This is a genomic window from Nitrospirota bacterium, from assembly GCA_015233895.1.
Lineage (GTDB): Bacteria > Nitrospirota > Thermodesulfovibrionia > Thermodesulfovibrionales > Magnetobacteriaceae > Magnetomonas.
Map to the genome: position 1 here is coordinate 238704 of JADFXG010000001.1, position 21302 is coordinate 260005.

17 protein-coding genes are annotated in these 21302 nt (G+C 41.2%); 3 read left to right on the top strand and 14 right to left on the bottom strand.

The genetic code is table 11. The annotated features are described in order from the left end of the window. Window positions 1–2 precede the first annotated feature (2 nt). The 3 genes from HQK88_01050 to HQK88_01060 form a co-directional block, all read right to left on the bottom strand. The gene (locus HQK88_01050) at window positions 3–1667 is read right to left on the bottom strand and encodes a 4Fe-4S dicluster domain-containing protein (protein MBF0615382.1); all 1665 of its coding nucleotides are present in this window, start codon (window positions 1665–1667) and stop codon (window positions 3–5) included. Beyond that, complete coding sequence (locus HQK88_01055; GenBank protein MBF0615383.1) at window positions 1628–2755, bottom strand: glutamate synthase; 1128 nt, start codon at window positions 2753–2755, stop codon at window positions 1628–1630. The genes HQK88_01050 and HQK88_01055 overlap by 40 nt, the downstream gene beginning before the upstream one ends. Window positions 2756–3089: 334 nt before the next feature. After that, a complete protein-coding gene (locus HQK88_01060; protein ID MBF0615384.1) occupies window positions 3090–5654 on the bottom strand; it encodes a CHASE2 domain-containing protein in 2565 nt (854 codons plus the stop codon). A gap of 353 nt (window positions 5655–6007) precedes the next feature. Between HQK88_01060 and HQK88_01065 the strand changes: the two genes are divergently transcribed. Beyond that, window positions 6008–6694, top strand: coding sequence for an alpha/beta hydrolase (locus HQK88_01065; GenBank protein ID MBF0615385.1), 687 nt, complete (start codon window positions 6008–6010; stop codon window positions 6692–6694). Continuing rightward, window positions 6687–7184: a hypothetical protein gene (locus HQK88_01070; GenBank protein MBF0615386.1), complete on the top strand. Its 498-nt coding sequence runs from the start codon at window positions 6687–6689 to the stop codon at window positions 7182–7184. Before HQK88_01065 ends, HQK88_01070 begins: the two co-directional genes overlap by 8 nt. Before the next feature lie 130 nt (window positions 7185–7314). Here the strand turns inward: HQK88_01070 and HQK88_01075 are convergent, their stop codons facing one another. From HQK88_01075 to HQK88_01115, 9 genes are all read right to left on the bottom strand, one after another. Then, window positions 7315–7743 carry a peptidylprolyl isomerase gene (locus HQK88_01075; protein ID MBF0615387.1) on the bottom strand — a complete coding sequence of 143 codons (429 nt, stop codon included), beginning with the start codon at window positions 7741–7743 and terminating at the stop codon, window positions 7315–7317. A 102-nt stretch (window positions 7744–7845) separates the two neighbouring features. After that, window positions 7846–9045, bottom strand: coding sequence for an RnfABCDGE type electron transport complex subunit B (locus HQK88_01080; protein ID MBF0615388.1), 1200 nt, complete (start codon window positions 9043–9045; stop codon window positions 7846–7848). A 1-nt stretch (window position 9046) separates the two neighbouring features. Beyond that, on the bottom strand, window positions 9047–9625 hold the full coding sequence (locus HQK88_01085; protein MBF0615389.1) for an electron transport complex subunit RsxA: 579 nt from the start codon (window positions 9623–9625) through the stop codon (window positions 9047–9049). A gap of 60 nt (window positions 9626–9685) precedes the next feature. Then, window positions 9686–10327 carry an electron transport complex subunit RsxE gene (gene rsxE, locus HQK88_01090; GenBank protein MBF0615390.1) on the bottom strand — a complete coding sequence of 214 codons (642 nt, stop codon included), beginning with the start codon at window positions 10325–10327 and terminating at the stop codon, window positions 9686–9688. Beyond that, window positions 10302–10901: an FMN-binding protein gene (locus HQK88_01095; GenBank protein MBF0615391.1), complete on the bottom strand. Its 600-nt coding sequence runs from the start codon at window positions 10899–10901 to the stop codon at window positions 10302–10304. Before HQK88_01095 ends, rsxE begins: the two co-directional genes overlap by 26 nt. A 5-nt stretch (window positions 10902–10906) precedes the next feature. Further along, window positions 10907–11908 (bottom strand): RnfABCDGE type electron transport complex subunit D, encoded by a 1002-nt coding sequence (locus HQK88_01100; GenBank protein MBF0615392.1) that lies wholly within the window; start codon window positions 11906–11908, stop codon window positions 10907–10909. Window positions 11909–11933: 25 nt separating this feature from the next. Continuing rightward, window positions 11934–13250, bottom strand: a complete 1317-nt coding sequence (gene rsxC, locus HQK88_01105) for an electron transport complex subunit RsxC (GenBank protein ID MBF0615393.1) — start codon at window positions 13248–13250, stop codon at window positions 11934–11936. A gap of 203 nt (window positions 13251–13453) precedes the next feature. Continuing rightward, the gene (locus HQK88_01110) at window positions 13454–14683 is read right to left on the bottom strand and encodes a hypothetical protein (GenBank protein MBF0615394.1); all 1230 of its coding nucleotides are present in this window, start codon (window positions 14681–14683) and stop codon (window positions 13454–13456) included. A gap of 22 nt (window positions 14684–14705) precedes the next feature. Continuing rightward, entirely contained in the window at window positions 14706–16169 is a 1464-nt protein-coding gene (locus HQK88_01115) for an MBOAT family protein (GenBank protein MBF0615395.1), read from the bottom strand. 195 nt (window positions 16170–16364) lie between these two features. Between HQK88_01115 and HQK88_01120 the strand changes: the two genes are divergently transcribed. After that, window positions 16365–17393: a hypothetical protein gene (locus HQK88_01120; protein MBF0615396.1), complete on the top strand. Its 1029-nt coding sequence runs from the start codon at window positions 16365–16367 to the stop codon at window positions 17391–17393. A 57-nt stretch (window positions 17394–17450) separates the two neighbouring features. Here HQK88_01120 and glnE read toward each other — a convergent pair whose 3' ends face one another. After that, window positions 17451–20237 carry a bifunctional [glutamate--ammonia ligase]-adenylyl-L-tyrosine phosphorylase/[glutamate--ammonia-ligase] adenylyltransferase gene (gene glnE, locus HQK88_01125; GenBank protein ID MBF0615397.1) on the bottom strand — a complete coding sequence of 929 codons (2787 nt, stop codon included), beginning with the start codon at window positions 20235–20237 and terminating at the stop codon, window positions 17451–17453. Between the two features lie 210 nt (window positions 20238–20447). Beyond that, complete coding sequence (locus HQK88_01130; protein MBF0615398.1) at window positions 20448–21275, bottom strand: ABC transporter permease; 828 nt, start codon at window positions 21273–21275, stop codon at window positions 20448–20450. Between the last annotated feature and the right edge of the window lie 27 nt (window positions 21276–21302).

Sequence of the window (21302 nt, forward strand, 5' to 3'; positions counted from 1 at the left end):
CCCTAACAGACATAGCTAATACCAAGCCTTTCTGCAATAGCCGGATCATCGGCACTGATTGCATCAGACATCCCAATGGGAAGCTCTGTGCTTCTGCCAAGCGGCGCAAATATCTTCTTTAATTCCACATCGAGCGACTTATAAATTTCTACAACCCGCTCAGCGACTTTTTCCGAATCCAGCCGCCTGTAGAGTTTTGGATCCTGAGTGGTAATTCCTCGCGGACACCGTCCGAGGTTGCAAACATTACAGCGGTTATTTTCGTCTCCAAGGCAGCCCGCCGCCCCCTGCATCATGTATTTACCAATGGATACGGCCGAGGCGCCAAGCATGATGAGCGCCGCAGCGTTTGCCGCCAGATTGCCCTTTTTCCCGACGCCGCCTGCTGCTATAAGCGGGATTTCATTTTGTTTTCCGGCTTTAACCAGATCAAGATAGCAGTCCCTGATGTTTGAAGCTATGGGATGTCCCATCTTATCCATTGACACGTTATAAGCAGCTCCCGTACCGCCATCCTCGCCGTCAATAGAAAGCGCAGCAGCATAGGGGTTCCGCACAAGGTTATTAAGCACGGCTTTTGCCGTCTTTGAGCCAGATATCTTAGGATACACTGGCACTCTGAAACCCCACGCCATGTACATGGACTGAATCATCTTAGCGACAGCCTCTTCAATAGAGTACTTTGTCTGGTGTGTGGGAGGGGATGGAAGATCAACCCCGGTTGGAACTCCCCTGATTTCCGATATCAGCTTTAATACCTTGTGTGCCATAAGAAGGCCGCCGTCACCGGGCTTTGCCCCCTGACCGTACTTTATCTCTATAGCGCAGGGGTCTTCTACCATGTGAGGAAGTGCCCTGATAATTTCGTCCCACCCAAAATACCCAGAGGCTATCTGAGGTATGAAATACTTAATGAATCTCGATTTTAATAGCCTAAGCGGCATTCCTCCCTCGCCTGAGCACATAACCACCGGCATTTTCTCGACCTCGTTTAGGTACGTAATGCCCATAGCCAGTCCCTCCCACATTGTAGGAGACAGAGCGCCAACCGACATACTGCCTATCATGACAGGGTATATCTCTCTTACGGGCGGTATGAATTTTGTGGAGTTTTTATCCATCGCTAATCTGTCATCATCGGCGGCAATAATCGGCAGTTCATCGGGGGGCAGTATGCGCCCAAGATAGGTGCGGATTCTAAACTCGTGCCGTCCGGCGTCAAGAGCCGGGTCAGTGAGCATTGAAATTCTCGTAAATTTTAGTCTATCCAAAGTGGAGACAAGTGGGTCGTTACGGCGCCCGCCGCGTGTGTATGGGTGGCCGCCCGTGTTTTTATGAGTTAAAAATTTGTGTGCGGGATTAAACTCCGGCTCTATTGCCTCATTAGGGCATACCAAAGAGCAGGTGGCACACCCTGTGCAGTAGTTTGCAATATTTGTTGATTGTTTTACTACGGTTTCGACACTCCTCTCCACTTTTGGATTTGGCACAGGGCCAAATGATCCAACCGTACGTTTAGCTTTAACTGAAGGGAAAATCGAAAGCATCGGGCACACTGCCGTGCACCGCCCGCAGCGCTTACACCTGTCATCCCGCCATCTTATTATATAAGGGAAATCCTTAAGTGTTAGTTCATGGTTTTGGTCCAACCTTGCAGCTGGTTCCATACTCTTACCTCCTTTGCCTGCGGGGAGACGATAACCATATCGTATCTCATGGGGTAAATATCCGTGGATGGGTCTCTTTCAGAAATAGCGCTGTTAAGTCCGCACTGCTCGGAGACGAGAGCATATTTGCCCGGAACTCCGCCCACAACCCCAGGCCGCAGCTTTTTAGCATCCTGCACCATAAAACACGAGCCATCCGGCGTAAATCCTATCACACAATTTGGGCCGTCTATGCAGAGAAACCTGAGACACATTTTCATATACATTACAAAATCCTTATCCGGCCTGCCTTCTATCTCCTCTTTCTTAAGAGGCGTGATAACGTCCTTGTAGTATTTTAGCGGATAGCCGAGCACTTTGTTGGTGTAGTGCAGTATGTGAGTAAAGACTTCACTATCGCTGTTATAGCCAATATAGCCCGGAAACCCACGGCTTGTAAGGTACTCACGGATAGGGACGAAGGCAGTGTTTTCGCCGTTTGTCATAGAACCATAGCCCTGAATAAAAAACGGATGGCAAGCATATAGGTTTATGGCATAATTAGTGTTTTGTCTGCCCTGAGCGAGTATTATCTTTGCCTTAAGCGATGAGTGGTCAAGACCAAAGAATTCACTTAATTGTAACGGGTCACCAACCTCTTTAAGAGTAAGGATGTCCGGGTAGAAGGAAAACACTATGATGGATTCATCCTCTTGCCCCATAGCTCTGAGTTTAAGACGAGTGTCAAGAAGCAGCGTTTCTTTTTCAGTTATGGATTTATCCTGAAACTCATCAGGATAGTCATAAACGTTAGCAAAGTAACAATCCCTTAGCTTAACTCCGGTTACGGGTTTGATTTTCGGATGCCATGAGTGGACAGACTTAAAACCAGCCGCAGACATGAAGTTATCAAGCTCCTTCATACCACTTTTAGAGCATATTCCGGAGAGAATGGGGTATTTTTTGAAGCTTTCAAACTCTCCGCCGAGGTCTTTTAAAATCAGGCCCATTCCTGAGCCGTCATGTCCCTCTTTCATAGTCTCAAGGGACAGTACATTTTCCATTGGAGAGATATACTCTCCTGATGTTATTGCGCTTAACCGGCACATGTGTTTTGCCTCTTATCTTAAATATTTTCTAAAACGTGTTCATCAAAATCACAATAAATGACACGTTTTTTAATATAAAACCCTTTTGAATATTTTGTCAATTGCGGCAGCAAAAAAAACATAAAATCACAGTAAAAATGCAAACAGAGCTTAAATAAATTGTATTTTTGAAAAAATAGTATGTCTTTATGTAAAAAAGTTGGAAACTTAGCGTGTATTAAAAATAACAATATGGCTAACAAACCATAATATATGTTAAATTTACACAGATTATGTTATAAAATACAATATTGAGTTTTATAATTCCTTATTTATTAAGTAAGCCTTTAAAAAATCACGGTTTGATATTACGCAAGGCTGAGGGTGGTTGCTGAGTGGCAGTTTTTGCCCGCTGCTTTGCAATGATTGTTTTCTTACACTGATTGAGGTCTTCAATGAAATCTCTGCCCGTTTGATAGCGCTCTTCAGGTTTTTTTAAGAGCAGTTTGTTTATTATCTGGACAATACAGGAGGGAATCCTGCGGTCTAATTCATTAATCGGAATGGGCTCAGAGGATGTAATATTGTACATCAGTGTAGCAATGCTGTCGCCTTTAAAGGGCTTTTCGACGGTAAGAAGCTCATAAAACACCACGCCAAGGGAAAATAGGTCTGACCTTCCGTCCACTTTTTTCCCCGCTATCTGCTCCGGAGACATATAACTCGGAGTTCCCATAACCATACCGGTTACTGTTTTTGAATTTTCCATAACGCGTGCTATTCCAAAATCAGTTACACGAATCTCCTTATTCTCTAATAGCATTATATTGGCTGGTTTAATATCTCTGTGCACAACCCCGTTTGCGTGTGCGTAGTCAAGCGCATCGGCAACACCGGAGACAATTGCTAAAACCTCACCAAAGGGCAGTCTCGTACTTTGCTGGCAAAACCTTGTAAGGTCGCCTCCGGACAGAAGCTCCATCGCCATGAACGATTCGTCGTTATCATCTCCAACATCGTAGATTTTAACAATGTTAGGGTGGGACAGTTTGCCGGCAGCCTCAGCTTCTTTCAAAAATCGTTGTCTTACATCCTCTATCTGATCCTCCTCTATTTCGTCGTATTTGAGGGTCTTTATTGCCACCTCACGGTTAATCACAGGGTCCTTGCCGTGATATACTACCCCCATAGCTCCACGGCCAAGCTCTCTTATCAGTTGATACCGGCCAATAGTAGGTTTTTTCTCAGCACTTTCCATTATCACAGTGGCATCCATACGTTTTGGGGTCAGCATAACGGTGTCCCCTGGAGTTTTTAGCCTCTTTATTTTTTCATGTAAATCCCTGTAAGCTCCCCCAGTTAAAATATGTTCATACACCTCTATCGCTTTGTTAAACAAGCGTTTTTTCTCAAAATCAAGACCAAGGCTATACAGTTGCTCCTTTACTTCTATATCCGCTACAGGACAGCCTTTGAGTTTCTCAAAGGCCATATCCAACTGTCCCTGGCCATGAAATGAAAGGCTGAGCATCTTATTGGTTTCAATACTTTCCTCAGTCTTTATTTCCTCTACGGGTTTAGTTATAAGAAAACGCTTTGACACCATAACTGCATAGCCGACAAAAAGTAGGGCTACAGGGGATGATACCTTTAGCCAATACCCGAAGTATGACAATAAAAAGATGCCGGCTCCGATTGTTACTATAAGTGCTGCTGCTGTTATTATCCCAACCATTGCAGCTTTCATACGTGGAATGGCAAAGGAAACAAAAAGTCCAAATACCACCATCAAGGCAATTTCAGCATACACAAACCATCCCGGTCTTACTATGTAATTGCTGTTTAAAATGTTTTCAACCATATTTGCTGTCACTTCAACGGCAGGAATTTTGCTGTTTAGAGGGGTTAGAACAGGTGGGCTTATACTGGGGGCAATAGTGCCTATTATAACGATCTTGTCTTTAAACACAGCCTCAGATAAGTTTTTACCGCTCATAAGATTACTAAATGTATAATAAGGAAAAGTCCTGCGTTTTCCGTTATAGCTGATAAATACCTCATTTTTTGCGTTAACAGGAATCTTCAGCTCTTTGATTTGCAGGTATTTGCCAACTTTTGCATTCCTTATGTCATAGCGAAGATATTTTAGTGCCAATTGAAGAGCGAAAGAGGGAAACAGATGCTCTTTATAGTAAATCAGCACAGGTTCTTTTCTGACAACACCGTCACTTGACGTTAACAAGTTTAGGTGGCCAATGGCAGAGGCCTTAATAGCGAAATCATCGATTGGTGTCAGCACATCATAAGCACTGTGATAGTTTTTTTTAAATTGTAATTTTAAAGAGTTGTTTTCAAGATAGAGCGGAATTTTTACCTTTAGCATTGCAGTAGTCTTGTCTAAGGAAAACATAACCGGTAAAACCACATTTTTAGCATCCCCTATGGCTTTAGAAAGAGTGGCATCGTTATCCAGTGACAGCTCAGCCTCAAGAAGGGAATCGTGGATTTCCATAACTTTTTTATCATCAGTGGCAGCAGGGTCGCTCTCTATCTTTTGCCTCAGTTTACGGATAACGGTAAGACCTCGGTTTACGTCACTTTCAGAAAATATCAGATTAAGCCCGATTACTCTTACTCCGTAGCTGCTGAGCTTATTTATGGCGTCAGCTATCAGGGTTCCCTGCCACGGCCAGCGTCCCAATTTTTCAATGCTCTCGTTATCAATACCAACGATTATTACTCTGGCAGGTGTGATTAACTTCTTTGTTCTTAACAGACTGCTGAAATTATAAAGTTTAAAATCTACAGTTTTAAAAAGACCCCAACCGGCTAAATACAACGAGATGAAAATAATTGTTATCAAAACACCGGTAGGCCAATCCGGTACTTTTAACAAAAACACCTTGCTCTGCCTGCTCATATTGCTTATCATTATACACGGAATAAGCTTGCAATATCAAATTACGGCGTGCTTATCTATCTCTATCTTTAATCAAAAAATTTATAAACCTGTCTAGAATAAACATAATTAATAGACTCTATAAAGCCTTAAACTGAAAAACAAAATTAATTTGCCTGATAAACCACAACATGTGTGAAATATTACACATATTGTGTCATAATTTACACATAATTTGTGAATCACTTACTATTAATCTTTATTTTTCATGACGTTATATAAGTGTTAAACTTGGCATAAGAATTGCATTTCAAAATAATATAGAACTCTTAACTCTAACAATATGTATTTATAGACTGTAATTGGAAGGTAATATGAAATTCTTATTGTTACATGGACTTGCAGGTGACCCAACTAACTGGGAGGAAACCTCTTATATTTTAAAGGAATACGGACATAAATGTTTTATCCCTGAAATTCACTATTTCAATAGCAATTTCTCATCAATCCCCGATCTTGCAGCAAATATTCTAAATAATATACCCAACAATTTTTTAAATGAGGATACTATCGTTGTCGGAAACTCTTTAGGTGGCTCTATAGCTCTTTCTCTTGGTGAAAATTATTCAAAAATTATTCTTGTTGCATCATATGCTAAAACAAGCATTCAAGGTATGGGCTTAAAACTTACAACTTTTGCACAAGAATTAAGCAGAATTTTTCACTACCCCAACAAACTTACTAAAAATCAGAGGAATACATATGAAAAGTTATGGGAAAATATTACTTCAAGAGATAACATTCCAAGATTAAACAGAATAAAGAGAGCTGCATTATCATTTGACGATGAACAATATTACCAGAAACTACACCATAAATTACAATTTATATGTGGGGGGAATGATCAAGTAAGCCCGTTGGAATATTTTAATGATTTAAAACTTAGATATCCATCTATAGAACTTTTTACAATCCCGGATTGTGGTCACGCAATTCCTGTCGAGAAGCCACAAGAATTAGCAAATTACATAATTATGAGTACGGAGAAAAAATATGCTTAATGAATTAAAATCAAATGCGTCTCCTCTTTGGCTTAATTTTATTGTAACACCATTTGCGTCTTATTGGGGTGGCATAATGCGTAACATTTTAGTGAGCGATCATATTTTTTTAACATTTATCGAAACATGTTATTCAAAGATAGTTTTCGATATAATTAATTTCTTCTTTTTATTATTTACAGTAGTGGCTTTAATAAACTTTTTTAAAGTAGATCGAATAAACAATACTTATATCCCAAAATTAATAAATGACTTAGTAAAGCTAAAGAAGGAGCATAAATTTACAACCGATGAACTGAAAGATTATTTTGCTTATTACACAAAATATTTTGTCTGGAAAGCAATAACAGAAGGTAATAAGATAATAGGTTATACAATAAGACCAATACATATACACACTTTTTTGAAGCAAATCAAAAAAATATCAGTAACTATATCGCTTGATAAAGACGGTTTTTTTGATAACTATACTACTGAGGGAATGGATTGACTCGCAGAATCCTATAATAACAAGTCTTATTAATAAGAATGTATATATAAGTAAAACAAACATTTCCTTCACATAATAGCTAATTTAAGGCAGGCGTGAAACAACCTGCCAGAGTGAAGGAGCAGTATTATTAAATAACTTGTACCAAAGTTATATCAAAATTCAGCTCTTTACCAGCAAGGGGGTGGTTTCCGTCAAGGGTGACTGATGTTTCGGCAATCTCTGCAATCGTCACATTGACACTTGAGCCATCATTGGAGCGAACTTGTAGTACCATCCCAGGATAAGGATTTATATTTGGTGGTACCTGCGACTTTTCTACTACAAGCACCATATCGTCTCTGTAAGGGCCGTATCCATCTTCGGGTGAAATTTTAACCGTTTTAGCATCACCCTCGTTCATTCCAAGAACTCCGTTTTCAAAGCCAGCTATCAACATCCCCTCTCCCATAGTAAACTCCATGGGTTCTCTCTCTAATGAACTGTCAAACACACTGCCATCATTCAAGTACCCTTTATAGTGCACACGCACTTTATCACCCATTTTTACCTGAGCCATGTTTATCTCCCTCTTAAATAAGAAAACAACCCGTCATGGGTTGGTCTAATGGTTTTCTCAGAAAGCCGCCTGAAAAAATCGGCATTAATAAGCAGACACTGGCTAAGTAGAGCTTACCTCTGTATTAGCCTTCTTTTTTTGTTGAGCTTTTTCATAAACTTCATTGAAATTGAAGGTACCATTAATGGCCTGAACCGGACATTTAGCCGTGCATATGCCACAACCAATACATTTTGTCGCATCAATGGTGTGTTTTTGTTTTAATTGTCCATACGCAGCATTTACCGGACAGACCTTCATACATATATTGCAGCCAATGCACTTGCTTTCAACTATGAATGCCTTAGATCTAGCGGGTAAAAGATCAACAATTGCCTTAGTCGGACACTTTATTACACATAGACCACAGACCTTACACTTATCTATGTTGATGCGGGAGAGATTATCTTTTACCTCTGCTGCATTAAACGGACACACCTTTTCACACATTCCGCAGGCAATACAACCTATCTGACACGATTTTCTCGTATCAGTGCCGCGGTCTTTACTGTGGCAAGCAGTTTGTACAGCCTTACTACCCGGAAGTATCTCAATAACTTTTTTGGGACACGCCAACGCACACAGACCGCACCCAGTACACTTTGTCCTGTCTACGACGGGAAGAGCATCTCCCCCCATGTGTATTGCATCAAAAGGACAAACCGTCGTACAGGTTCCGTAACCCAAACAGCCATAAGCACAAGACTTATCTCCGCCTCCTGCCAGCACAGCAGCCCGGCAGTCCTTCACTCCCTCGTAGTTAAACTTCTTTATGGCTTTACTTAACCCGCCCTGGCACATTATCGTTGAATACTTAGGCTCAGTTATTTCCGCCTTCTTTCCGGTTATCAAGGCAACCAGCTCTGCCACATGAGCGCCACCCGGCGTGCAAAGCGTTGAGGACACCTCAGGGCGCTCCACCACAGCCTCAGCATACTGCTGACAGCCGGCAAAGCCGCAACCGCCACACTGTGCTCCAGCTAAAATATCCCTCACTTGCTCTACCTTTGGATCCATTTTTACTGAAAACTTCTTAGCTGCAAATGCCAACCCTAACCCAAATATTGCACCTATTCCTGCTACAAATATGATCGTAAATTTTATCGTTGCAAGAACATCTACGCTCTCTTTTGCCTCAACTCCTCCACCCACTCCAACATGCGGTACGGGAAGGTGTCCTATCAAATGACCTATCCCAAAATCATTAAGAAACTGTGTTAGGTTTGATATTAATCCGGTTATATGTGTCAGAGTCTCTATCATCTTATTGTGTTATTATACCGGAAAATCCTAAAAATGCCAGTGCTATCAGCCCTGTTGTTACAAACGCAATTGGGAGTCCCTGAAATGGTCTCGGCACATTTGCAAGCTCTAGTTTCTCTCTTATACTTGCCATAATTATGAGAGCCAATGCAAAACCAAGCCCTGAACCAAGCCCCAAAGTTATAGCCTCTATGAAATTGTACTTATCTCCTGCATTTATTAAAGGTACTGCAAGAATTATACAGTTTGTTGAAATCAAGGCAAGATAGACTCCAAGCTTATAGTAAAGCCCCGGACTTACCTTTCTCATAATCGTATCAGAGGCCTGTACAAATGAGGCTATTATTCCAATAAATATAACAATCTTCAGAAAAGTAAGATCAAGGGGCACCATCACGTAGTTAAACACAAGCCAGCTAAGCGCAGCAGAGACCATCATAACTGACGTAAAAGTTATACTCATTCCCACTGCCGTCTCAACCTTCTTTGTTACGCCAAAAAATATACACAGACCCAAAAACCGGGTAAAAACAAAGTTATTTATCAAAGCCGAAGCTATAAATATTTCAAATAATTTCATGAACTCTTTGTCCACTACATAGCCCTCCACTTTCTGAAACCTTTGTAAGTCTCAATAAAATTAATGACCACCAGCGCCCCCTGCTCCCTTTCCGCCATAGAACCTAATATCTATCCAGTTAAAAAATCCCATTAAAATACCTGTTGCTATAAAGCCGCCCGTGGGCAGGAGCATTATTAAAAGCGGTTTTGCATGGATTATATCAATTCCCCAAAGAGCCCCCTTGCCAAGGAGTTCCCTGAAGAAACTTATACAAATCAAGGCAAACATAAATCCAACACCACTGCCTATACCGTCAAAAAAAGACGGTACAACACTGCGTTTGCTGGCAAACACCTCAGCCCTGGTAAGAATCGAGGCAAAGGCAACTATCAACTGTATGTATAGTCCCATCTGCTTGTAAGCATCCCGTGCAAAAGCTGCCATAGAAAGGTCTGCCACCGTGACCCAGCCTGAAATTATCAACATAAAAACCGGTATTCTTATTTTAGGATGAATAAACGCCCTGATAGCCGAGACAGTTATATTAACCATTACGGTTACAAACACAACTGCTATGCCCATAAGCGTACCGGTTTTTAACCCCGTCGTAACCGCTATTGCAGGGCACAAGCTTATCGCAAGCCTGAATATGGCATTTTCTTTGAAAACGCCGATTAAAAGCAGACTCCAGTAATTAGTGCTCTTCTGTTGGCTTTGCATCTCCATGACCGCCGTCTCCTTTGAGAGCTCCCTGCAAAAACTCAAGGCCTTTTTTAACCCCATCCTCTGTTACTGCCCTGGATGATATGGTTGCTCCCGTTATTGCCTGTACGTATTCTTTGGTTTCCTCTTTAACTACCTTTAATGTATCTAATTTCTTACCGGGAAATTGCTTCTTAAACGACTCAGTACTTACCTCATCACCAAGGCCTGGTGTTTCAGCTTGCTTAAGTATGTCCATATTTTTTATAACGAAATCCTCTCCAACTGAAAACAAAATGTTTATGTAGCTTGAATACCCTTTACCAAATGCCTGAACAACGTAGCCAAGCACTTTTCCATCTTTTTTAGCTACAAAGTATTCAGCGTGTTTTTCATGCGGATGCCAATCGCCAAGTTTCTCAATTTTATCGGCCTCAGGCATCATCCGTTGGAGGGCTTCTTTTTTCTCTTTTTCATTTGCCTGAAATATCAGAGGCGAGGTCTTGGCATACACTCCGGCAAGAAGGACGCCGCCCACTATGTAGATTATCAGTAGATTAATCGTTATTTTTATTATTTCTTTTGTATTCATATGTTTTAAGCCTTCTTCTTTGCTCCGAATACTTCTGTACGAAAACCCCTGTCAATAAGAGGAGTGAAACAATTCATAATTAGGATTGAAAACATAACACCCTCCGGGTATCCCGCCTTAAGCCTGATTAAAATAGTAAGCAAACCGCATCCAGCGCCAAAGAGCATTTGCCCCTTCTTAGTGGTTGGACAGGTGACATAATCCGTTGCCATATAAAAAGCGCCAAGCATAAGGCCTCCGCTAAGAACATGCACCAATGGGTCACCAGTAAATATCCCCTGTTTTCCGCCAAACACCCAGGCTCCTGCCGCTACCGATGCTAAAAAAGCCGCCGGTATTCTTAGTGTAATGTACCCTCTCAGGAGTAAAAACGCTGCACCTATGAGTATCGCTATCACCGAGGTCTCACCGAGAGACCCAGCCCTGTGGCCTAATAAAAGCTCCGAATACAGGTGCATCTTGCTGCCAAATACCTCTAATAGTTTATCCAGCCCCTGCTCTTTAAGAATCCCCAGAGGAGTGGCTGTGGTCTTAGCGTCCATTCCAGTAAAATTAGCTATCGGCTGTGCCCATGTGGTCATTGCCCGCGGCCATGTAATCAACGCAAAAGCGCGTCCCATAAGAGCCGGATTAAAAACATTATAGCCAAGCCCTCCAAACAACTGCTTAGTTATTGCAACGGCAACAAAGGAACTCAGAAGCGGTATGTAAAACGGCAGAGTTGAGGGCATATTCATTCCTAAAAGGAGACCTGTCAGCACTGCGCTGCCGTCTTTTAACGATATGTCCTTACCTGCAAGTTTTTGGACAAAATACTCACTCAGTAGTGAACCGATTATACACAGGAGCGTTACAATAACAGCCTTTGGTCCAAAATAATACACACCCATGACAAATGTCGGCAAAAGTGTTGCCGTAACCGTCCACATGATCTTATCGACGCTCTCACTACTTTTAATGTGAGGGCTCACAGATACTATTAATTTATTTTCTTTACCAGCTTCCATTATCTTTCTTATAATTTTCCCATCTTTAAGGTTTAACCTGTGTCTTAGCAAGTTTTATCTGCTGAACTATTGGTCTTTTAGCCGGGCACACATACGTACAAGAGCCGCATTCAAAGCAATCGAACAGGTGATAGTCCTTAGCGTCAGCATAATGCCCTTTTTCCGAAAACAGACTTAACATCAGAGGCATTAGCCCCATCGGGCAGGCATCAACACATCTGCCACAGCGAATGCAGTTATAAAATTTATCGCTCCCTGTGGCATCCTTTTGTTCAAGCACGACAATGCCAGAGGTTCCCTTAATTACCGGCGTGTTAAGGTCGTAAAAGGCAAAACCCATCATAGGTCCCCCAGATATAATCTTGCCAGCAGTTGGTTTAAGCCCGCCACATGTCTCTATCAACTGTGAAACCGGAGTACCCACCTTAACTTTCAAATTCTTAGGTGACTTAATCCCTCCGCCAGTAACACTCACGACCCTTTCAATCAATGGCTTACCGTATCTGCATGCTTCATAGACGGCATTAGCTGTTCCCACATTCTGGACAACAACGCCGACATCCATCGGCAGCCCTCCAGCCGGTACCTCTCTGCTTAATATGGATTTAATGAGCATTTTCTCGGCACCCTGCGGATACTTAATTTGCAGAGTCCGTACCTCTATGTTTGAGCCCTTTGCCGCTTCAAGCATTTTAGTGATGGCATCGGGTTTGTTAGATTCAATTCCTACATAACCTTTGGTAACGCCAAGGATTGCCATTAAAATCTTAAGACCCTCTATGACAGACTCCGGGTACTCCAGCATGACCCTGTGATCGGCAGTAAGATACGGCTCACACTCGGCGCCGTTAATAATGACGGCATCAATGGGTTTTTCTTTTGGCGGACTTATTTTTACGTGCGTTGGGAATGTAGCACCGCCCATTCCAACGATACCGGCTGCTTTTATTCTTCCTTTCAGCTCATCCGGCGAGCGCTTAAGGTAATCCTTATCGTCCTCGGCGGGCTGCCACGCTTCATCAGGGCGGTTTGCGGCTCTTTCTACCACAACTGCTTGAACCATCCGGCCAATTGGCATCAACACAGATGTAAATGCGGTAACTTTACCGGTTATCGAGGCATGAACCGGTGCTGAAACAAAACCCTCAGGGGTTCCAATTACCTCTCCGGCTTTAACCTCCTGCCCAACTTCAACGGAGGCCTTACACGGTGCCCCTATGTGCTGGCTTAGGGGTATCACAACCCTCTGCGGTTGGGGCATTACTTCTATGGATACCGCCGATGCCAACTCTTTACGCTCAGGTGGATGTATGCCACCAAGCGGGAACGTCGTAAAACTCAATCAACCTCCAAATTCATACTCCAACATCATTCCTTTTACTAATAACTTGTAGATTATAAATCGTTGTTTTTTTTAATGTCAAGGAATATTTTTTGATGTGATAAAATAAAAAATAAAGCAAGGAAAAGGGACTAAATTCAGTAGTAAACGCAGGCCAACAATGTTAGACGATTGAATTAGAATTGGAATTAGTTTATGGCGCGTCACCTTACATATGGCAGTAAAGTCTCAGCAACGTTTGCATAGCCCTCCTCAGATGGATGTCCGTCAACACTTTCAATGTATATTTTATTGCCTTTACTGAGGCTCTCTCTTAATTTTGTGAAGCTGTTTACACATTGAATGCCATTTTGTTTGCAGAAAGCTAAAATATCGCCTGTAATAGTAGTTTCCATTTTCACCAGTCTGAAATACGTATCATTATCCGGCCTTTTGTCAACTTTGCATAGATCGGCATACACCAGCTCCTTAGTAGGAATTAACAGGAAAATTAATTTAACACTATGTTTTTGTGCCTTTTCTTTCATCAATTTCATTGCATCTTTTGTTATCCTGAGACCCTCCCTTGCTACTAATTCATTATCGGTATCCATAGACATCAGGCGTGATTTTATCTGAAGCACCGTACGCAGCGTTTTGCTTTCGTAAAATGCACCTTCATTATGGTCTGATATAGCCCAGTTTTTACCCCTGTCAAAAGCGCTGCCTTTGAAGCGGTCAATGGTAAGAAAAAGTTTTAAAGGGTTAAGATTTCTTTTCAACCATTCCATTACATGCGTTTTTTCATAAAACATAAAAAAATTATCTCTCTTTTTAACAACATCATTAAACCTATGAGAGAAATCTTCAAAATAATCTTTTCCAGTTTCCATGTACTCTTTTTTGCGTAAAAATTTGTACAGGTCGTTATTGTATGCAAGCCTGAAGGCGCTTAACATGTTATTGCCCATATAGATTCCAACTACTATAGTTTTAGGGGAAAGTTTCAGCGCTTCATTCATTAACACCAGATAGTGGACAGGCCCGTATGCCATAACGGACATGTTATAGACACTTTGTCCGGTTAGAGTTGCAAGTTGTGCCGGCCATGTTTTATTAATGGATGCGTTGTAGCCAAAAGTTTGAGAATCACCTATTGCCACAATGTCAGCTTTTTGCAGAGCAGTGCTGTTTCGGTAACCCCGTTTGTCAAGGCCAAAGCACTCCGGCGATAATCTCTGATCCAGTGTCTTATCAAAAATTGGTTTGAAATAACAGATGACTTCAGTTTTTTCAATTAATCCTGGAAATCCATTTTCCAAAAAATCTAAATAGGAAAAAAACTGTTCATTGTCATCTAATGGAGTATAAAACGTGATTACAAAAACAGTCAGAGCACATAGAAAAATTGACGAAAAAATAAACCATGAACCTTTTAATATTAATCTCTTCAAATCTGAATCCAAACTGAGCTGCCTAAAATGAGAAATAAATAAAATGCCGTTTTGTAAAAACCCCGAGAAAAACAATGCTTAAGACAGCAGCGTAATACACTGACCATCTGAGGACAGGTTTCCGCTTTGAAAACAGCTCTCTTATATCGTGATGTCTTTGCACAATGTCAACTCCTGTCACAAAAACTATAGAAAGCACAGCAATAACCACATTGGTTACACTAATACCAATCTCATTGATAACACTTGTTAAATAGCTGCTATCAACAATGTTTTGTATGTTAACAAAAAGCCCCCTGATGATAAGAAAAGCCTCCGATATATTCTTAGCCCTGAAAAATATCCATGAAAAAGTTATAAGAGAAAATGTTGTCAAAACCCTTATCAAACGATAAAAAAATTCTGCCTTATAAATACCGGAGAGAGTTACAATTTTCTTTCTGAAATTAATAGTAAGGGATGCAAAAATATAGTAGAAAGCGTTTAAGACGCCCCAGACAATAAAATTCCAGTTAGCACCGTGCCAAAGCCCACTTACCAGAAATACCAAAAACACATTAAAATAATGTCTGATATCTGACACTTTGCTGCCTCCAAGAGGTACGTAAACATAGTCCTTAAACCAGCTTGTAAGTGAGATGTGCCACCTTTTCCAGAAATCAGATATTGATTCCGATAAATAAGGCTGCCTGAAATTGTGTTTAAGCCTGAACCCCATTACCTCTGCCGAGCCTCTCGCTATGTCCGTATAGCCTGAAAAATCACAATATATTTGAACCCCGAAAAAAACCGTGGCAATAATCATAGGCACTCCGGCATATTGCTGAGGGGACAGGTAAGCTTTGTCAACAAATGCGGCAAGCCTGTCAGCCACAACAACTTTTTTAAATAAACCATAAGTCATTAACTTGAGGCCATTGGTGATTCTTACATAGTCTATTGTGTGCTTTTCATAGAATTGTTTCAGGAGATTCTGAGGTCTTTCAATTGGGCCTGCTACCAGTTGTGGATAAAACATCACGTACAGAGCATATATAAGCAGATTCCTTTCAGCTTTTTGATTTCCTCTATACACCTCAATTATGTAGCTTAATGACTGAAACGTGTGAAAAGACAGCCCCAGTGGCAGCAGTATGTTTAAAAGCGGAGGTGAGCAGTCAACATGAAACAGATGAGTTACAAAGGATACGTTATTAACAAAAAAATTGAAATATTTAAATACAAACAGCATAAGGCTTGTTGCGGCAATGCTTAGTATAAGGTATCTTCTTTTTTTCTGAACAGGTGAATTTTCTATAAGTATCCCGCAGGTGAAATCTATAGCGATAAGAGATGCAAGTATGAATATGTATGCCGGAACAAAGGCCATATAAAATATTGTGCTAGCCGCCAAAAGCATAAGATTTCTGTATTTTTGAGGGAGAGTGAAATACAAAAGCGTAACAACAGGGAAAAACACAAGAAACTGCAACGAGTTAAAAAGCAAGTGCTACACTACCTCCAGCTAATTGTAATCAGAAGATCCATAGGTTTATTGTGTCTGATTTTAGATGAGATAAACCTGTTAAGTCAAGCGTACAGAGCTTTTCAGGATATAACATATCAGCTTAAAATAGCTCTTGACAAATGTGTTATCTAAATGATTTTATATATAAATTTTTTTCCATTGGGATGTTTGTTTATGCTTAGGTGTGTGGGTTTAGGAGATGTAGCTAAGATTGTATTCCTGGTTTTTTTTGGTGGGGTTATGGGTGGAATAGCGTCTTTTTTTCTGGAATTAGTAAGTAATGCTGGTAATAATAAGCGTCCTTCATGTTTTTATTTGCAAAAAGGGAATGGCGGTGTGGAGGTTTCCCAAGGCAACTCTCCTACATGTGTCATAACTAACGACAACAAAAAGCTTTGTAGGAAAATGTACATAATTCATTTGTTAGTAAGAGGTTTTATAGGGGCAGCAGGTGCATTTGGTGGTTTATTGGTTTTATTTGTAACAAGTAGATTCCCCAAAGAACCTATATTTACTACTGGAAATATGTTGTTTTTACTGAGTTTTTTTGTAGTTAGCGGTTATGCCAGTGATCGTCTGTTACCTGCCATTAGCAACGCTTTATTAAAAAGAATAGAAGAGGTTGAAAAGAGACAAGTTGACGCAATAAAAGATGTGGAAACACTGAAATCAGAGAAAGACAAACTACATTTTAAACTTAACGTTTCAGATGCCCGCACTTTCGGATACCACGCTTTAAGCTCACCAACAACTACTAATATTTCACTTGCGATAAACAAAGTAGAAACAGTTTTATCAACGGACGAATCGCTTAAAATTGATAGATCTATGAATTTTTTACTGGTAAATTTATATAAACAAGCTAAGAATTATGAAAAAGCTATAGATATTATCAACAAGTTTATAGAGAGTATGGATGCTGATAAGGCCAAATCTAAATCACCCGAACTTCCTGAAAAAGAAGAAGAATTTAAGAGGAATATTGCTGATGCACATTTTCACAAAGCGTGTCTCTACTCACTTCAAGCTGAAAAATTAAAAGATTCAGATGGTGCTGCATATAAACAAATGATTCAAACAGTATTTGATGAATTGAAAATGTCTTTTGATAATGTAGAAAATAAAGAAGCGGCTAAAAATAATAAAACAGATTTTAACTCTATAAAAGAAGAAGCTGCATTTAAGGAATTGGTTAATAGTTAATGTATATAATCTAATCCTTATAATAAAGGACTGGCATTAAGTCCCAAGTTGCGCTTCTTAACCTCCCATGTATCTGTTGCATATTTCAGAGGTTTCAAGAAGCGCTCGATTTAAGGAATTTTTGAAATCCAAAAGATCCACAAATCCCAGCACAGCTGAAATTGCCTGCAGTGCTGCTGTGTCTTCCCCAAGCGCTTTTTCGCCACGCAACCGCAAAACCGTCTCAAGCTCTCTGTATAGAAGGTAATTTCCTATTAGCTTTATTGTTTCCACATGAGATAAAAAACCGTGACGGGTTAACCTTTTTAATGCCATAACCGTCCCCGGCACTATAATTGACGGCTCTTTAGATGAGTTTTTAAGCACAAGATACTGGCTCAGAAACTCAATGTCCTCAATACCGCCACTGTGAAGTTTTATGTTAAGCCCCTCATCGGGCTTTAACAGCTCCCGTCTGATTTTCTCCCGCATTGATATTATCTCAACAGCACTAATCACTGCTCCTCGCAGAGGGATAACCTCCCATTTCATGTTTAGAAATTCTCTTCTTAAATTAGAGTCTCCAGTAATTGGACGAGCCTTCACAAGGGCTTGTAACTCCCAAAAACGCGCCTTATTGAGGTAGTAGTCCTTTAGGCCGTTTATAGTATTTACAAGCTGTCCCTTTGAACCCTCTGCTCTCAGCCTTGTGTCAACCTTGTAAGTGTAACCCTCTTTTGTATAGGCTGTAAGTGTGCGCAGGATTTTTTGAGATGCCGCATTTATCCGTTCATCCTGAGCATCATCTGCTATAAACACGATGTCTAAGTCAGAGCCAAAGGTTAGTTCCCTGCCGCCAAATTTACCAAACCCTGCAACACATAGATTTAGCTCAGCCGCAGCGCTTCTTACAACTGCTCCCATTACAGCATCAGCCACCCGGCTAAGTTCCTTAAGTGTACTGCCGGGAGTTTTCTTTCCTCGCATGTACATAATTCCAATACGGAGCTCCTCCATTTTCTTAAATGCAGACACTGCCTCTGACACAGAACTCGTATTCTTAACCATATCTGATAGCTCCCTAACCATAACCGACAGTGGTTTTGTTAACTCCGTGCCGGATGAAAGCATATCCAGATATTTTCTGTCACCAATTACAATAGATGTCAGATACGGGCTCACTGCAAAAATCTCTACCAGAGTATTAATTAGCCACCGGTTTGAATTAAAAAGTTCAAGATACGGCGGTGTTGCTACAAGGATTTCTGAAAATCTCCTGAGATTGCTAAATGCCATCTCAGGATTGGCTGATTGTAACGACAGCTCTGCAAAGACCGGCATTATAGCGTCCTGAAGTTTTCTGCTTTGAAGCGTTTGAAAGGAACTCATCGTCTCTCGTATCTTAGCAATACTGTGGTTTATATGTTCCGGGTTTTGGATTTGCATATCTGTTAGTTCATCAATAAGTTTTCCGGCTTTGTGTTTGTTAAATACTGTCTGTGTGGCAGAATCCTCATCTGACACAGCCTTTTGGGCTGTCCCAAACAGAGAATCGTAAATCTGCCGCACTTGATACCTATTGTTTTTGAGTGTGTCCAGAAATTCTCTTGTACCAACGTATCCCATCTTCCGTGCTAAAGCCTCAAGCTGCTCTCTATCGGTTGGAAGTGAATGGCACTGAAGATCATCTAACATCTGAATACAATGCTCCAGTTTTCTCAGATACAGGTAGTTATTGCATAAAATTGAGTAATCATCATATCCAATCAGGTTTTTTTGAGTCAACTTATGAAGAGCAACGAGAAGTCCTCTTTCCCTTAAAATCGGAGACTGTCCGCCATAGACAAGTTGAAGCGCTTGTGTAAAGAACTCTATTTCACGGATGCCTCCATATCCTTTCTTTATGTCTTTTTCGTCAAAGGTGAAGTCAATCTTGTTTTTGAGTTTTTTAATTTCATCAAATGAGCGTATATCAATGTATTTTCGATAGACAAAAGGAAGCGCCATTTCAAAAAAATCAGCGCTAAGAGCAAAATCCCCCGCAACATGCCTTGCCCTGATAAGAGCCAGCCGCTCCCACTCTCTGCCCCATGACTCATAGTACTGCTCATATGCGCCCAGTGACATTGCAAGCGCCCCTCTGCTGCCTTGTGGCCGCAGCCGCAAGTCAACACGATATACAAACCCGTCTGCCGTGTTTTGATTTAGGGCTTTACTAAGTCCTTCTACGACTTTACTGTAAAACTCATGATTGCTGATCCGGTTTGCCTTGATACCGCTTATATTTAATACACCGTCAGTGTACCCATCGGCTGTACCATAGACACAGATAAAATCCACATCGGAGCTATAATTAAGCTCATTTGCACCAAGTTTTCCCAAAGCAAGCACTGAAAACGCATCAGACTCCGGCTCTCCATGCTGCTTTATCAGATTTTCTTTAACCACTTTTAAGGCAGTCTCTGTAAGCACATCGGCCAGTGCACTTAACTCTTTCATAGAGGCTATCGTGCCGGTTCTGTTTGTCACATTGCGGAGCGTTATCAAAAGTAGATACCATTTTTTAAATTTTCTAAGCCTTGCATTTATCTCCATGTCAGGGAAAAATCCTGCCATCTCCGACAGCAGATATTCTCTGGTTACATCACATGCCGCATTTTTCAAAGAAAATACCAAAGACTCAGGCTCTTTTAGCGCATACACGGAAAGAAACTGGCTGTAACTAAAGACCATCGCAGTACTAAGTAACTCTTCATCGGAAAGTGATTCTGTTACATGAGGATGTTCCTTAAAAAACGCTTTTAAATTTCCATGCGCCCGTTTTGGATCAGGCGTGGTTAATGATAATTCGTTAATGTTTAACATTGATTTATAGAATCTGTTTTTGCGGGTGAAACTCGCAATTGAAACTTTTTAAGCGGCAGAACGCCGGTTAAAAAATTCTAAATCAACAAGCACCAACCAGACATTATCCTAAAACATCCAATCGCTATAAAAAAACCTGAGGTCAAGGAGGCTAGCCTCCTTGTGGGAGAGGGTTTAAGGGAGAGGGCAAAGCCCTTTCCCTTACTCAATTTACCTCTGACCGTCCCACAGTCTGGGGTCAAGCACATCACGCAGACCCTCGCCAAGCAGGTTATATCCTAAAACGGTAATTAAAATAGCCATTCCCGGAAACACAGAAAGCCACCACGCTATTTCAAGGTTATCCTTACCGGCAGAGAGAATATTACCCCAGCTTGGAGTTGGAGGCTGTACGCCGATACCAAGAAAGCTAAGGGCAGATTCAACAAGAATGGCCCCTGCTATGCCAAGCACCGCTGAGACAATGACAGGGGCAAGGGCATTGGGCAACATGTGTTTAATTATCAGTCTGAGGTCAGACGCTCCTATGCTCTTAGCAGAAAGAACAAATTCCCGGCTCTTTAGCGACAAAAACTCCGCCCTCACCAGCCGCGCCACACCCATCCACGACGTTAACCCTATCACAGCCATTATATTCCATATAGTTGAATCAAGAAAGGCAATTACCGCTAAAATCAAAAAAAACGTAGGGATTGCAAGCATAATATCCACAAAACGCATTATTACCCTGTCAACAAAAGAGCCATAAAATCCGGCTGCCGCACCTGCCGCTATCCCAGTTAAGGTGGCTAATCCCACAGAGACAAACCCCACAGAAAGTGAAATCCGGGCGCCATAGAGCATCCTGCTTAACACATCACGGCCAAGATCGTCAGTGCCAAGAAGATGAGACATATCCGGAGCAGACAGGATGTGGTATCTGTCAATCGCCTCAGGATTATACGGACATATAAGGGGAGCAAATATAGCCGCCAGTGTCAGAAAGACAACCACCACACCCCCTGATATGGTAAGCACATTGAAACCGATTCGTTTTATGAATGTGTCTTTTAAAATTGCCGACAC

What these genes read in the sequence shown, in the direction of transcription:
- HQK88_01050 (MBF0615382.1), bottom strand. Translation starts at nt 1,667, where the DNA reads ATGGAACCAGCTGCAAGGTTGGACCAAAACCATGAACTAACACTTAAG.
- HQK88_01055 (MBF0615383.1), bottom strand. Translation starts at nt 2,755, where the DNA reads ATGTGCCGGTTAAGCGCAATAACATCAGGAGAGTATATCTCTCCAATG.
- HQK88_01060 (MBF0615384.1), bottom strand. Translation starts at nt 5,654, where the DNA reads ATGAGCAGGCAGAGCAAGGTGTTTTTGTTAAAAGTACCGGATTGGCCT.
- HQK88_01065 (MBF0615385.1), top strand. Translation starts at nt 6,008, where the DNA reads ATGAAATTCTTATTGTTACATGGACTTGCAGGTGACCCAACTAACTGG.
- HQK88_01070 (MBF0615386.1), top strand. Translation starts at nt 6,687, where the DNA reads ATGCTTAATGAATTAAAATCAAATGCGTCTCCTCTTTGGCTTAATTTT.
- HQK88_01075 (MBF0615387.1), bottom strand. Translation starts at nt 7,743, where the DNA reads ATGGCTCAGGTAAAAATGGGTGATAAAGTGCGTGTGCACTATAAAGGG.
- HQK88_01080 (MBF0615388.1), bottom strand. Translation starts at nt 9,045, where the DNA reads ATGATAGAGACTCTGACACATATAACCGGATTAATATCAAACCTAACA.
- HQK88_01085 (MBF0615389.1), bottom strand. Translation starts at nt 9,625, where the DNA reads ATGAAATTATTTGAAATATTTATAGCTTCGGCTTTGATAAATAACTTT.
- rsxE (MBF0615390.1), bottom strand. Translation starts at nt 10,327, where the DNA reads ATGCAAAGCCAACAGAAGAGCACTAATTACTGGAGTCTGCTTTTAATC.
- HQK88_01095 (MBF0615391.1), bottom strand. Translation starts at nt 10,901, where the DNA reads ATGAATACAAAAGAAATAATAAAAATAACGATTAATCTACTGATAATC.
- HQK88_01100 (MBF0615392.1), bottom strand. Translation starts at nt 11,908, where the DNA reads ATGGAAGCTGGTAAAGAAAATAAATTAATAGTATCTGTGAGCCCTCAC.
- HQK88_01120 (MBF0615396.1), top strand. Translation starts at nt 16,365, where the DNA reads ATGCTTAGGTGTGTGGGTTTAGGAGATGTAGCTAAGATTGTATTCCTG.
- glnE (MBF0615397.1), bottom strand. Translation starts at nt 20,237, where the DNA reads ATGTTAAACATTAACGAATTATCATTAACCACGCCTGATCCAAAACGG.